This window comes from Trichocoleus sp. FACHB-40, from assembly GCF_014695915.1.
GTDB classification, from domain to species: domain Bacteria; phylum Cyanobacteriota; class Cyanobacteriia; order Cyanobacteriales; family FACHB-T130; genus Funiculus; species Funiculus sociatus.
The window spans coordinates 1-12,317 of record NZ_JACJPF010000107.1 but is presented as its reverse complement, the minus strand read 5'-3'; the positions used below and the strand labels follow the sequence as shown (position 1 = coordinate 12,317).

The following is a 12,317-nucleotide window of genomic DNA, read 5'->3' as shown; positions in this document are numbered from 1 at the left end:
TTTCATTTTTAATTTTGTAAGAAGGATGGCTGAATCACTATGAAGACGGTTTATATTCCGGGATTGACAAAAGCGCCAGAGCGCACCGAAGTAATAGAAATTGATGAGTTTTTACCGGAACTGGAAACCTTAACCCCAGTGCGCGGACAGATAAAAGTTACCCATCAAGGAAATTACCTTGAGGTTTCTGCTGTTGCAGAAGCAATTACCACACTCACCTGCCACCGCTGCTTGCAACAGTATAACCACCGCCTAGCCCTTAATACCTCAGAAATGATTTGGCTAGATGAAGCGGCAGAAAAACCTGATAGCGGGCCTTTGGAACGGGAGACACCGCTAGAAGATTTGGTGGAAATGCTGTCGCCATACGGTGATTTTCACCCCGATGTTTGGTTGTACGAACAGCTGTGTCTAGCAATTCCTCCCAGAAATCTCTGTGACAAAAACTGTTCGGGAATTCAAGCAGGCGATAAAAATGCCTCCGAAATGGCCTCAGATCGGCGTTGGGAGGCTTTAGAAGCGCTCAAGAGACAACTGCCCAAATAGTCATTAGTCATTAGTTATTGGCTAATGGCTAATGGATTTAGAACAAGCGAGTAAATAGCCATTAGCCATTAGCCTTCTTAACAACAATATGAGCTTCAGTGACGAGTTTGAACTGCTCCTACGCGCCCGTTATCCGGCAATTTATATTCCGACTCCCGAAGAGGAGCGAGTAGAAGCGGTGATCGCACAGTGCGCTCAACGAACGGGCGAGCGCGCAGTCTATATCTGGGATTTTGTTGATGGCTACCAAGGCAACCCCAACGATGCCGGGTTCGGTCGTCGTAATCCCCTACAAGCATTAGAATTTGTAGAAAAATTACCCGCAGCCTCCCCTGCAATCTTCCTTTTGAGAGATTTTCACCGCTTTTTAGAAGATATTTCCGTCTCCAGAAAACTTCGGAATTTATCGCGGCGGCTGAAATCCCAGCCAAAAAACATTGTTATTGTGTCGCCGCAAGTTAATATTCCCTCAGACTTGGGCGAAGTTTTGACAGTCATAGAATTTCCCCTGCCAGCACCAGCAGAAATTAAGAACGAAGTAGAGCGTCTGCTAGGTGCGACAGGTAAATCTCTCGGCGGCAAAGTCTTGGATGAACTGGTGCGTTCCTGCCAAGGTTTGTCAATGGATCGGATTCGACGGGTTTTGGCACGCGCGATCGCAACCCACGGCGAACTGCGTCCCGAAGACGTGGAACTGGTGCTAGAAGAAAAGCGTCAGAGCATTCGTCAGACGCAAATATTAGAGTTTTATCCGACAACTGAGAAAATTTCTGATATTGGCGGTTTAGATAACCTGAAAGACTGGCTGCTGCGGCGAGGCGGTGCCTTCTCAGAACGAGCTAGGCAATATGGTTTACCTTATCCCAGAGGTTTACTGCTGGTGGGAATTCAGGGAACTGGGAAATCTCTAACAGCAAAAGCGATCGCCCATCACTGGCACCTACCCCTATTGCGCCTAGACGTTGGGCGACTCTTTGGGGGATTGGTGGGAGAATCAGAATCTCGCACCAGACAGATGATTCAACTCGCAGAAGCCTTAGCTCCCTGTGTACTATGGATAGATGAAATTGACAAAGCCTTCTCTGGAATGGATGGTAAAGGAGATGCCGGAACCAGCAACCGCGTTTTTGGCACCTTTATTACCTGGCTGGCAGAAAAAACCTCCCCAGTTTTTGTAGTTGCCACCGCTAACAATATTCAGGCTTTACCGCCGGAAATGCTCCGGAAAGGCAGATTTGATGAAATCTTTTTTGTCGGTTTGCCAGAAACAGAGGAACGTCGTGCCATTTTTGCGGTACACTTATCCCGACTGCGGCCTCACAACTTGAATAGCTACGATTTAGATCGGCTGGCATACGAGACACCGGACTTTTCCGGGGCAGAAATTGAGCAAACGCTTATAGAAGCAATGCACATTGGATTTAGCCAGAACCGAGACTTCACCGTAGATGATATTCTAGAAGCCGCCAGCCAGATTGTCCCTCTGGCGCGGACTGCAAGCGAGCAAATCCAGTTTCTACAAGATTGGGCAGCCGCAGGTAAAGCCCGTATGGCTTCGAGACACTGTAGTTTGAGTAGTCGCTTTCATAAGTTGCAACAACCGGAATCACCCTCATGAGTTTTTCGGGGTTAGTAAAATTTCTAATAGGTTTTTTCCTGGCGATCTCCCTTTTGCTGGTGGCTGGTGGTGCCACTGCTTATTACTTCCTGACTAAACTCTCAACACCGCCCGCGAAACCGATGTATGCAAACGATAAATCGGTGCTGAAAGCCAAGGCGGCAGCCAGCGCGTCCAAAAAGCCAACACCAGCGTCCTCTGCTCCAGCCAGTCCCACTCCTACAGCCTCGACTCCGCTAGAACCAGGAGCCTACATAGCCAGTGTCACCTGGCCAGAAGGCTTGAGTCTACGGGAGAACCCCAGTCTGGAAGCCAGCCGCGTTGGTGGGGTTGGATTCAATCAGCGAGTTGTGGTTATAAAAGAAAGCGACGATAAAAGGTGGCAGCAGGTACGCCTAGAAAATGGCGAACAACAAGGTTGGATCAAAGCTGGTAACGTTAAGCGAGTTGACTCAGAATAAACGTAGCAACCAGCAAATTTAAAATTTTCAATGGGGATTTTTCTCTCCCCGACGTAGCGCAGGCATCTTGGGTGCGCTACGTCGGGACATGGCATTGCCGCGTCCCTAAGAAATGAGCAGTATGTTAAAATTAGCTAAATTTTAATTGCCATATTCTGGCAACTTTTCCAGCAGGTAAAGAGCGGGTGGCAGGTTGAAAAACCATTACTTACAGCCATTTTCCACCTTACCGATGGATAACAAATTATGTATGACAAAAACTCTAACAAGAAACTGGGATCTGCTGTTATAGCAGGCTTGAGAAAAGAGAAGCTTCGCTTATTTGCCCCTAACTCAAGGTCAACATTCCCTGGCAGTTATGGTAATTACTGCTTTACCAGTGCTGCTTTCCTGAGTTTTTGATTCCAAGAGTTTAGTTTAAATGGGTGTGAAGGGACAGATTTTATCCAAAGTAACACCGTCAATTATCATTTTTAATAAACTATCCCTGAAGTAAGTAACTATAAACCCTTAAATTGTCGTAAAATAAGCCGAAAACAGCAGCTAAAACATCTATAAGGTGGATTAGCGCCTATTGGTTTTGGTTTTGCAGGACAATAATGGAAACCCTTGCATATCTTCATCTGGCAGTAGCCTACGAGGAAACTACAGACGCTGGTACTCCGCCTGTCCTGAAGAAGTTGAAACTTTTTGAGGGACTAAACTGGCATAAGCTTTCCAGCAAAGCGAGTATCTATATGCTATCGCTGGCGCTGAATCTAGCTATCCTAAGCGCGATCGCCAGCGCTAGCGCCATGCAAATAGAGGACAGGGGTGCAGAAGTGACGGCGCTGCAAAATAACTTGATGGCGGCAAAATACTATAAAGGGCCTGTAACTGGATATTATGGCAAGTTAACCCAAGCTGCCGTAAAGCGGTTTCAGGCAGCTAATGGCTTAGCTGCTGACGGCATAGCGGGTACGCAAACTCTAGCGGCGCTGAAGCGTCACATGGAGGGCGGCAAAAAGACAAAAACTAAGCAATCAGAAGGCTTGAGTGTCAGCGTGCGCGGACTGCGAATAGGCGATCGCGGTTCCCAAGTCATAGAAGCGCAGCAAAGGTTGAAAGCTGCCGGGTTCTACAAAGGCCCTATCGATGGGAAATATGGCGGGCAAACGGCCCGAGCGGTGAAGCGTTTTCAGGTAGAAAGAGGTTTACGTGTTGACGGCATTGTTGGGAAGGAAACCTGGTTTGCAGCGGGATACCTTGGAAGTTCAAATTCTCCCTACTTGGTCGTAGTCATCCCTGAAAGTGCCGAGACGCTTTTACAAGTGCGCCAATACGTGTCTAATGCGTATCCAAAGGATTCGAGGCAGGATGCAGATATTTATGCAGGGACATTTCCCAATCCGTCTAGCGCCGAAGGCCAAGCGGAAATGCTGCGATCTCGTGGGTTGCAAGCAAGGGTTGTTTACTTACGGTAGCAACTCTTAGGAATAGCTATTTGATGAATTTTTTCGGCTAGACTGGCGAGATAAATATACTGCAATAACCGTGGAAACTCTAGCATATCTTCATATTTCCTTAGCCTACGAGACACCCAAGGAAGCCAGTTTTTCTCCTATCTGGAACAACCAGAAACTTTTTGCCGGACTGAATTGGAAAAAGCTTTCTAGCAGAGCGAGTATTCATTTTCTATCGCTGGCCGTTTCTTTGGTGGTGTTGGGCATGGCCTCCGATGCGTTGGCACAGAGGGTGCTTCAGCAAGGAAGCAGAGATCCGGAAGTGGCAGAGGTCCAAAGACGTTTGCAAGATTTGAACTACTTCAGGGGATCTATTACTGGCTTTTTTGGTTCGCAGACCAGAGCAGCTGTAATCGAATTCCAGAGAAATAATGGACTGGCACCGGATGGCGAGGTTGGTTCGGCAACCAGGGCAGCATTATTTAACGTTAGGCGGCCCCAGAGCCAACAATACAATTTTGAGTTTGGAAATGACGTATTGCCGGGTATCAGAGACGATTTTTCTAATTTTGACAGACCATTAGATACCAACAACCTTGGTGAAAGAGACATATTTCGAGAAGGCGATCGCGCTTTTAATAGGAGTGTTCAGCTACGGTTAAGACAGTTGGGTTACAACCCTGGCCCCATCGATGGAATTATTGGTTCACGAACCAGGCAGGCGATCAGGGAGTTTCAAAGAGATAGGGATATATTCGCTGACGGTCGTCTCGATCGGGAAACCCTGGACGAATTGGGAGTCCGTCGTGCTGTTGCTAGAAATCGTCCCCTTTCCTATGTAGTGATCGTACCAGGGAGCGAAAACGAACTGGATGACGTGCGCCAGTGTTTGCGTTTGCGTGTTGGTTCTGTGAATTTTAGGACAGATTCGAGATTAGGGAATTACGTTCAAACAGGCGCATTTCCTGACTACAACAGGGCTGAAAGTCAGTCCGAGTTTTTGCGCTCGTGTGGACTTGATGCACGGGTAGTCTATCGCCAATAGCAAAAATATGATATATTTACAAGCCTCTTAATCGACTAGCTAGACTGGCGGTAAAAAATATAAGATGCCAGAAAACTAAGGCTTCCTATTTGAATGCAAGAATATCTTCAACCCGAAGCAGTGCTGAAAGGCAATATGCGCTTATACAATCTTATCGGCTGGATGCAGTGAAAGAGTCCCGCTGATAGTTACTATAAGTGTGTCTATTTGTTGAAATTGACCTGCTAAACTTGCTATCAAAAGAAGCCCTAGATAATTATGGAAACTCTTGCCTATATCCATCTTGCTCTTGCCTACGAGGAACCCGTCAACATCAAGCAAGTTTCTGCCCTCAATAACCAGAAGTTTTTTCAGGGACTGGAGTGCAAAAAGCTTTCCAGCACGGCGAGTATGTATATGCTATCGCTGGCAGTTAGCTTAAGCTATTTGGGAATGGCATCGGTCGCGTTGGCAACGCTTCAGCCTGGGGAAAGTGGTTCAGAGGTAGTTACCCTCCAGAAACGTTTGCAACAGCTAGGCTACTTCAGGGCAAATGCCACTGGAAATTTTGGTCCCTTGACCACAGAGGCGGTGATCCAATTCCAAAAAGCTAAAGGACTAGCACCAGATGGCATTGTAGGGCCGCAAACTGAGGCAGCTTTAAGCATTCCAAGGAGGAATAACCAAACACAGGCAAGTAACCGTCAGCAGGTGAGCAACCGTCTGCTAGTTAACCGTCCGCAGGTGAACCGTCAACGGGTCACTCGTCCGCAGGTGAGGAACCCTCCACAGGTGAGCAACCGTCGCCGTGGCGCTTTGCAGGAAGGGGACAAGGGTGCAGAGGTAGCCGCCCTTCAGCAGCAGTTGCAAAAACGGGGTTACTTGAAGGCGAATGCCACTGGCTATTATGGTCCGTTAACTAAAGCAGCCGTTACCCAATTTCAGAAAGTGGCGGGAATGCCTGTTGATGGCGTTGCAGGTACAGACACTCAGGCGGCTTTACTGGGTGTGGGAAATGGAGAGTTTCGGACTGCGGCAAAACCAGCCGTTGTTTCTACTGGCCCATTCGTGCAATTCGGTCAAACCAGCCAACAGGTAGCAGCCGTCCAGCGACAGCTGCGGCAAATGGAATACTATCAAGGTCGGTTAACTGGTTACTTCGACCAAGAAACTAAAGATGCTGTCACCAAGTTTCAGCAAGAACAACGCTTACCTGCTGATGGGGTTGTGGGGCCAAATACTTTAGCAGCATTACAGAAGGCAAGCGCAAAAGCAAGCGATCGCTCCAGTATGCTGTCCTTGCAAAAGCGTTTGAAAGAAAATGGCTTTTATAACGGCCCGTTAAATGGTGTTTTCGATAAGCAAACCAAAGCAGCTGTCGAAGCTGCACAGCGTGACTATGGACTCAGTGCTGATGACATTGTGAAGGGACGCTTCTAACTTTGGCGATTAGCTTTAAAAGCTAATCGCTCGTTTAGCGGCTGTTTTCCCATCGCTGTACTAGCTACTGCCCCTATTTGCTTAAATTGGCAGTAACGCCCGTTGGCAAGACGGACAGACGGCGTGAATCGTCAACTGACAGTCAAGCAGATGATACCCCTCTTTTTTGGCGGTTCGGGTGCCTGTTTTTAATATCGAGTCATTCTTGAATTCAATCGTCTTGTTACACCGAACACAGATCAAATGATGGTGGTGATGCGGGTAAGGTTGATTGAGTTCGTAATGCTTATGTCCTTCCGCCAGTTCTAGTTCGCGTAGAATGCCCAGCCGAGCCATTAACTTTAGAGTTCGGTAAATGGTGGATAGGCTGATATCCTCACTTTCGCTGTGCAGCAGCTCGTATAGGTCTTCCGCACTGAGATGCTGACCTCTGGGGAGATGTTGAAACACATTCAGGATAGTTTCCCGCTGGGGAGTTAAACGCCAGCCCCGCTCATTGAGTTCAGCCTTGAGGGAGGTTGCTGTATAAAATGACATATTTACCTTCTCAAGAAAGTAGCCCTATTGAGAAGGATAGCGAATTGCCAGAATATTTGCAACAAAGTTATCTTATTGAGAATGATAATTAATAAGCAAAGCAGTCAAGAAGCAGGAAAGTATAGAAGGAAACCGGAAAAAGCAGAAGTAAAGAATTATGTCTTTTACATGATTGCTTTTTCACTTTTGACGAAACTACTTAAAAGGCAATCATGTAAAAGATAAAAGGTAAAAGGCAAAAGAAAGAATTCGATGATTGCCTTTTACCTTTTATGTTCTTTTACCCCAAAGATTCTAGATAATCTCGCACGCGGTTGCGGCGCTTGGGTTGCCGCAACTTCTGTAGGGCTTTGGCTTCAATTTGCCGGACTCGTTCCCTAGACAAATCCAAAGCGCGACCAATTTCTGCCAAGGAATAAGGATGACCATCTCCTAAGCCAAACCGCATCTGAATCACATCTCTCTCTCGGCTGGTGAGATCGTCAAGCAAATTCTGCAAATCGCGGTGTAAAGCTTCTCGCATTAACACTTCTTCGGGAGATATGCTATCTGTTTCTAGCAAGTCGCCTAGTTCAGTGTCTTTCTCCTTACCAACTTTAATTTCTAAAGAGACAGAGCGGGGGACGCGCAGCAAAACTTCCCGCACCTGTTCGGCTGTCATGTCTAACTCATGACCGATATCTTCAATGGTGGCGGTGCGACCTTTTTCTTGAGAAATTTTTCGCTGAGCTTTCTTGATTTTGTTGAGCTTTTCGGTGATGTGAACTGGAAGGCGGATGGTGCGGCTTTGAGTAGCGATCGCGCGCGTAATCCCCTGACGAATCCACCAATAAGCATAGGTGCTAAACCGATAACCCTTTGTCGGATCGAACTTCTCTACCGCCCGTTCTAGTCCGAGAGTTCCTTCCTGAACTAAATCCAACAATTCCAAGCCGCGATTTTGATATTTTTTCGCTACCGACACCACCAAGCGCAAGTTAGCCTTGATCATGTGTTCTTTGGCGCGGATGCCAGTATTCTGAATCGCCTCTAGTTCCTCGACATTCAGAATAGCTATCTCTGCCCAGCGTCGCTTTCCTGCTGCCAAACTGGGCTTCAGGTTGCTTACTTCAATACCAGCTTCTGCCGCCCAGCGTTCCAAAGAAGGACGATGCCCTAGTTGAGAAGCCAGACGATCGTGAACATTAATCAGATGGACATAGGGTTTAATTACTTCATCACCCTTAGTCGCAGCGTCACTTCTCAATTCCAGCAAACGCATATGACGCTGGACTTTTTGAGCTTCCGAGACTTCTTCATCTCGCCCTAGTAAACGAACCCGACCAATTTCCTGAAGGTATAAGCGCACCAAATCGGTTGTACGACGACTGGCACTTGCTGAGGGGCGGGACTCGTCGAGTTGCTCATCAAGAGCGTCTATCATTTCGATCTCAGGCTCACTGAGATCGTCTACTGGTGGTCGATCGTCGTCGCCGTGACTTGACAGCCCAAAGCTGAAGTCAGGAGCGATCGGTTCAAATTCTGTCTCTGTATAGAAAGGGGTGGCTGGCATAGGGATCTCTCAATTGCGACCGGAATAATCTTTCAGTTAGTCACTACTTATTTAGGATTCCCATTCTCCAAGACGAAACTACTACTGCTTATTGTTCTTTTAATTACTTCTCGCACCCACCAACAGGGTTTCTATTTGACCCCGCTCCTTTGACACCTAGTACACGCATCGCTATCAACTGCTGGCGCTGACACTAGGACAATTTGACTTCCAGAAACCTGTCTCCAGAAGGATTCAGATTTCTATCTTTAGGAGCTAGTATAAGCAGCTATCAATCCCAGAGTAGTGACTTGGGTCAATACGCTAGGTTAATCTACATCACTAGCAAGAGCATTTCCTGAAGAATTACCTCTTATTAGAAAGAATATTGTTCGCACAAGTTCCCTGACTGGGGATTGGGGGCTGGGGATTTTGGATTGGGAAAAGACCTTTTTTCAATCCAAAATCCTTAATGCAAAATCCAAAATCCTTGTATCAGATCACTCTGGCTTGCTGTCTCTAAGCATCAATGCCTCAACCGCAGAGAGCGGGGTAATTTCTCCTTGGAGTAGGCGGTAAACCTGGTAAGATATGGGAACAGAAATTCCTTTTGCGTTGGCTCTTTGAATCAAAACTGAGGTGGTGTTGACACCTTCAGCTGTCCCTTCCAATTCAGCTAAAACCTCAGAAAGCGTCTTGCCTTGAGCCAAAGAATAACCAACCTGATAATTGCGGCTGAGGCTGCTGTTGCAGGTGGCGAGTAAGTCCCCAAGTCCTGATAAACCATAAAACGTTTCAGTTTGTGCGCCCCAGTGGTTGCCAATGCGGATGATTTCGGTCAAGCCACGGGTTAATAAAGCGGCTTTGGCATTGGTTCCTAGTTGTAAACCGTCGCAGGTGCCAGCAGCGATCGCCATGACGTTTTTCAGCGTACCACCCAGTTCGACTCCCAAAGGGTCAGCATTGGTATAAACCCGAAAACTTGGGGAAGAGAATACCGCTTGCACGGATGAAGCAGCGATCGCATCTGTGCTGGCTACCACGGTAGCTGCTGGCAACCCCTGTTGAATTTCTTTAGAAAGATTCGGGCCAGACAGAACAACGACGGGATTTGTGGGGAACGCCGCTTGCCAAATTTGCGAAGGTGTACTTGTGGTAGCTGGATCTAACCCTTTGGTCGCTGTTACAAAGATGGTATCTGGGGAGACAGGCAAAGATTGTACTTGCGCCACCACCGAGGCGACACCTTTCATCGAGATGGCTGATAAAACAATATGTGCGCCCTCTAGAATGTCCTCTAGTAGCACAGAACCCTGACGCGACCACAAACGCACGTCATAGCCATTCTTAGAGGCTAGAGATGCCAATGTTGTACCCCAGGCACCAGATCCCAGAATGACTATCGATTTTGGATTTTGGATTTTGGATTTTGGATTAATCACCGTTAGGGCGAAGCATTGCCAAGCAGAAATTTTAACTTATCCCAGCCAATTATCAGCAGCAATACTTCGCCTCTAGAAATTTAAAATTTGCTTCGGGGATAGCGTTGCATCAATTCGCGTACCTGTTCAGCATGATAAGAGCTACGGGTGAGGGGAGAGGCGACGACTTGCAAAAATCCCACCGATTCTCCAAACTGTCTCCAAGCGTCAAACTGGGCTGGTGTCACGAAGCTATCAACTTTTAAATGCTTCTGAGTGGGTTGCAGATATTGCCCGATAGTCAAGATATCGCAGTCTACATCGCGCAAATCCTGCATAACTTGCCGAATTTCGGCATCAGTTTCTCCCAGTCCCACCATCAAGCCAGATTTAGTATAAACCCAAGGTGCAATCTGACGAGTTAGACGCAACAATTCGAGCGATCGCGCATAATTTCCTTGAGGACGCACCCGCCGATACAGACTCGGAACTGTTTCTGTATTATGATTCAGCACCTCTGGCGCAGCTTGCAGAATTTTCTCCAGCGCTTCCCAGTTACTACACAAGTCAGGAATCAGCACCTCAATTGTCGTCTTTGGCGAGGTGGCGCGAACCGCTTCAATGCAGCGAACAAACTGAGACGCACCACCATCTGGTAAATCGTCCCGGTTCACAGAAGTAATCACCACATGATTTAGTCGTAGCCGTCGGACAGCTTCCGCTAATCTTTCCGGTTCCGTAGCGTCTAGCGGTTGCGGCTTCTTCTCAAAATCTATATCGCAGTAAGGACAAGCTCTCGTGCAGGCAGGCCCCATAATTAAGAAAGTTGCTGTCCCGGCGTTAAAACACTCCCCAATATTGGGACAAGATGCTTCTTCGCAAACTGTATTTAGCCCCAAATCCCGCAATATTTCTTTAACATTGCCAACGCGCTCCCACTGAGGCGCTTTCACCCGCAACCATTCTGGTTTAACTGCCACGACCCGCTTTTCCCACTGTAGTCATACAGAGTTAATAGTATCAAGCATTCTTACTGCTTGAGTTAATTTCCCTTGCTGTGGGTTGGTGAAAAGGGATTCGGCGTGATATCGTGGATTAAGATTGCCTTTATGGTAACGGGATGTGGCGCAGTTTGGTAGCGCACTTCGTTCGGGACGAAGGGGCCGCTGGTTCGAATCCAGTCATCCCGATTTTTCAACCTGATGTACGACCGATAATCCTCATTTGATGATCGGCAACGTTAGCCTGAGATTCTTTTAGTGAAGTATCGGGAATTTGTTCATCAACGTTGTCATAATCGTGGCTAGAGTCATTCGTATCTGCCTGATTATCAGCATAGTCGGCGCGTGAAGTATCAGGGCCAGCATCAGGGGTGAGAAAACCACTACCTGTGGTGTCAGCGCCAACTGCATCAACGTGCTTGGGTTGTGAAAACATTTTATTTTCTCCTTGGACACGGCACACATAAGAATGCGTAACTACAGAATTTTTGCTGTTAGTTATGTCACAAGTGTTGAAATTTTCTGAAAGATGTTCATCCGTCGAAAGTGGTAATCAAATTGAGAGCGATCGCGCTTTTACAATCAATATCAGTAGGGTGGGGCGATCGCATCTGGTGTTTAAAACCCAGCCAGTAATTTTGGTACAGCTAGATGGGATTTTTTAGCTGTACGTGGGAAGAATAAATGAAGGATGCGATCGCGCACTGTCTCGGAAGTAGAATCATGCAATCGTGTCTCTGCAATGCTTGTAGGAGTTAACAGATTACATTTTTATGAATTGGTTTCCTACTCATTAGTGTTTATGTACTAATCTGGAAAAGAGCGATCGCGCACTGGCTCCCAAGTAGAATCATGGGATCGTTGTTTCCTTGCCTTATACAGAAAGCCTGGCTGTCCTAGTTTGAGGCTATTTAAACTTGTCCAGAGAGCTGATTATGCCAAACAATAACTCACAAGAATATGAAAATTTGACCAGAGAAATTCTTAATGATGATCGTATTTGCCCTTATCTTGATCTAAATAGAATAGAAGCTGAAAAATGTTCTTTTCCTGGCAAGAAAACGGGAGCAAATTGGGAAGTTGATGCTTTTGGCTATGACCTAGATGGAGAGCTGGTTTTAATTGAGTCAGGACTTACGCAGTTGCTGGAAGAGTCAACCAAGGAGCTGCTAAATAAGAGCGCACAGCCTCACGAACAATGCTGACTTTAGATTCATACCAACTAATGCCAGTATTGAACCAATGCATCTCCAGGCGTAGAAACGCTCGAATCGCCAAACCAATATGATTGCGTTG

The 12,317-nt window shown here is 46.9% G+C and carries 13 protein-coding genes, 1 tRNA gene and 1 pseudogene; 9 read left to right on the top strand and 6 right to left on the bottom strand.

Translation table 11 applies throughout. The features are described from left to right. The first annotated feature begins 39 nt into the window (after positions 1–39). From H6F63_RS25830 to H6F63_RS25805, 6 genes are all read left to right on the top strand, one after another. Positions 40–546, top strand: a complete 507-nt coding sequence (locus H6F63_RS25830) for a YceD family protein (protein WP_190640171.1) — start codon at positions 40–42, stop codon at positions 544–546. A gap of 88 nt (positions 547–634) precedes the next feature. Further along, positions 635–2,164: an AAA family ATPase gene (locus tag H6F63_RS25825; RefSeq protein ID WP_190640170.1), complete on the top strand. Its 1,530-nt coding sequence runs from the start codon at positions 635–637 to the stop codon at positions 2,162–2,164. Next, positions 2,161–2,625 carry an SH3 domain-containing protein gene (locus tag H6F63_RS25820; protein ID WP_190640169.1) on the top strand — a complete coding sequence of 155 codons (465 nt, stop codon included), beginning with the start codon at positions 2,161–2,163 and terminating at the stop codon, positions 2,623–2,625. The genes H6F63_RS25825 and H6F63_RS25820 overlap by 4 nt, the downstream gene beginning before the upstream one ends. Before the next feature lie 599 nt (positions 2,626–3,224). Then, a complete protein-coding gene (locus tag H6F63_RS29675) occupies positions 3,225–4,088 on the top strand; it encodes a peptidoglycan-binding protein (RefSeq protein ID WP_190640168.1) in 864 nt (287 codons plus the stop codon). Between the two features lie 70 nt (positions 4,089–4,158). Beyond that, positions 4,159–5,112 carry a peptidoglycan-binding protein gene (locus tag H6F63_RS25810; RefSeq protein ID WP_190640167.1) on the top strand — a complete coding sequence of 318 codons (954 nt, stop codon included), beginning with the start codon at positions 4,159–4,161 and terminating at the stop codon, positions 5,110–5,112. Positions 5,113–5,370: 258 nt separating this feature from the next. Beyond that, a complete protein-coding gene (locus H6F63_RS25805; RefSeq protein WP_190640166.1) occupies positions 5,371–6,531 on the top strand; it encodes a peptidoglycan-binding protein in 1,161 nt (386 codons plus the stop codon). Between the two features lie 81 nt (positions 6,532–6,612). Here H6F63_RS25805 and H6F63_RS25800 read toward each other — a convergent pair whose 3' ends face one another. The 4 genes from H6F63_RS25800 to lipA form a co-directional block, all read right to left on the bottom strand. Beyond that, positions 6,613–7,068, bottom strand: coding sequence for a transcriptional repressor (locus H6F63_RS25800; protein WP_190426608.1), 456 nt, complete (start codon positions 7,066–7,068; stop codon positions 6,613–6,615). A gap of 280 nt (positions 7,069–7,348) precedes the next feature. Beyond that, complete coding sequence (gene sigC / locus H6F63_RS25795; protein ID WP_190640165.1) at positions 7,349–8,620, bottom strand: RNA polymerase sigma factor SigC; 1,272 nt, start codon at positions 8,618–8,620, stop codon at positions 7,349–7,351. Between the two features lie 479 nt (positions 8,621–9,099). Beyond that, positions 9,100–10,020 carry an NAD(P)H-dependent glycerol-3-phosphate dehydrogenase gene (locus H6F63_RS25790; RefSeq protein ID WP_190640264.1) on the bottom strand — a complete coding sequence of 307 codons (921 nt, stop codon included), beginning with the start codon at positions 10,018–10,020 and terminating at the stop codon, positions 9,100–9,102. A gap of 101 nt (positions 10,021–10,121) precedes the next feature. Continuing rightward, complete coding sequence (gene lipA / locus H6F63_RS25785) at positions 10,122–11,000, bottom strand: lipoyl synthase (protein ID WP_190640164.1); 879 nt, start codon at positions 10,998–11,000, stop codon at positions 10,122–10,124. A 136-nt stretch (positions 11,001–11,136) separates the two neighbouring features. Here lipA and H6F63_RS25780 point away from each other — a divergent pair. Beyond that, positions 11,137–11,210 (top strand) — tRNA-Pro (locus H6F63_RS25780). A 4-nt stretch (positions 11,211–11,214) separates the two neighbouring features. Here H6F63_RS25780 and H6F63_RS25775 read toward each other — a convergent pair. Further along, positions 11,215–11,457 (bottom strand): hypothetical protein, encoded by a 243-nt coding sequence (locus H6F63_RS25775; RefSeq protein WP_190443720.1) that lies wholly within the window; start codon positions 11,455–11,457, stop codon positions 11,215–11,217. A gap of 64 nt (positions 11,458–11,521) precedes the next feature. On the opposite strand from H6F63_RS25775, the gene H6F63_RS25770 reads away from it, so the two are divergent. Further along, on the top strand, positions 11,522–11,686 hold the full coding sequence (locus H6F63_RS25770) for a hypothetical protein (protein WP_190640163.1): 165 nt from the start codon (positions 11,522–11,524) through the stop codon (positions 11,684–11,686). Positions 11,687–11,956: 270 nt separating this feature from the next. Beyond that, on the top strand, positions 11,957–12,226 hold the full coding sequence (locus tag H6F63_RS25765) for a hypothetical protein (protein WP_190640162.1): 270 nt from the start codon (positions 11,957–11,959) through the stop codon (positions 12,224–12,226). Here H6F63_RS25765 and H6F63_RS30235 read toward each other — a convergent pair. After that, positions 12,156–12,317 (bottom strand): annotated as a pseudogene (locus tag H6F63_RS30235) (IS701 family transposase); the annotation flags it as partial. The gene H6F63_RS25765 and the pseudogene H6F63_RS30235 overlap by 71 nt on opposite strands.

What these genes read in the sequence shown, in the direction of transcription:
- H6F63_RS25830 (WP_190640171.1), top strand. Translation starts at nt 40, where the DNA reads ATGAAGACGGTTTATATTCCGGGATTGACAAAAGCGCCAGAGCGCACC.
- H6F63_RS25825 (WP_190640170.1), top strand. Translation starts at nt 635, where the DNA reads ATGAGCTTCAGTGACGAGTTTGAACTGCTCCTACGCGCCCGTTATCCG.
- H6F63_RS25820 (WP_190640169.1), top strand. Translation starts at nt 2,161, where the DNA reads ATGAGTTTTTCGGGGTTAGTAAAATTTCTAATAGGTTTTTTCCTGGCG.
- H6F63_RS29675 (WP_190640168.1), top strand. Translation starts at nt 3,225, where the DNA reads ATGGAAACCCTTGCATATCTTCATCTGGCAGTAGCCTACGAGGAAACT.
- H6F63_RS25805 (WP_190640166.1), top strand. Translation starts at nt 5,371, where the DNA reads ATGGAAACTCTTGCCTATATCCATCTTGCTCTTGCCTACGAGGAACCC.
- H6F63_RS25800 (WP_190426608.1), bottom strand. Translation starts at nt 7,068, where the DNA reads ATGTCATTTTATACAGCAACCTCCCTCAAGGCTGAACTCAATGAGCGG.
- sigC (WP_190640165.1), bottom strand. Translation starts at nt 8,620, where the DNA reads ATGCCAGCCACCCCTTTCTATACAGAGACAGAATTTGAACCGATCGCT.
- H6F63_RS25775 (WP_190443720.1), bottom strand. Translation starts at nt 11,457, where the DNA reads ATGTTTTCACAACCCAAGCACGTTGATGCAGTTGGCGCTGACACCACA.
- H6F63_RS25770 (WP_190640163.1), top strand. Translation starts at nt 11,522, where the DNA reads ATGTCACAAGTGTTGAAATTTTCTGAAAGATGTTCATCCGTCGAAAGT.
- H6F63_RS25765 (WP_190640162.1), top strand. Translation starts at nt 11,957, where the DNA reads ATGCCAAACAATAACTCACAAGAATATGAAAATTTGACCAGAGAAATT.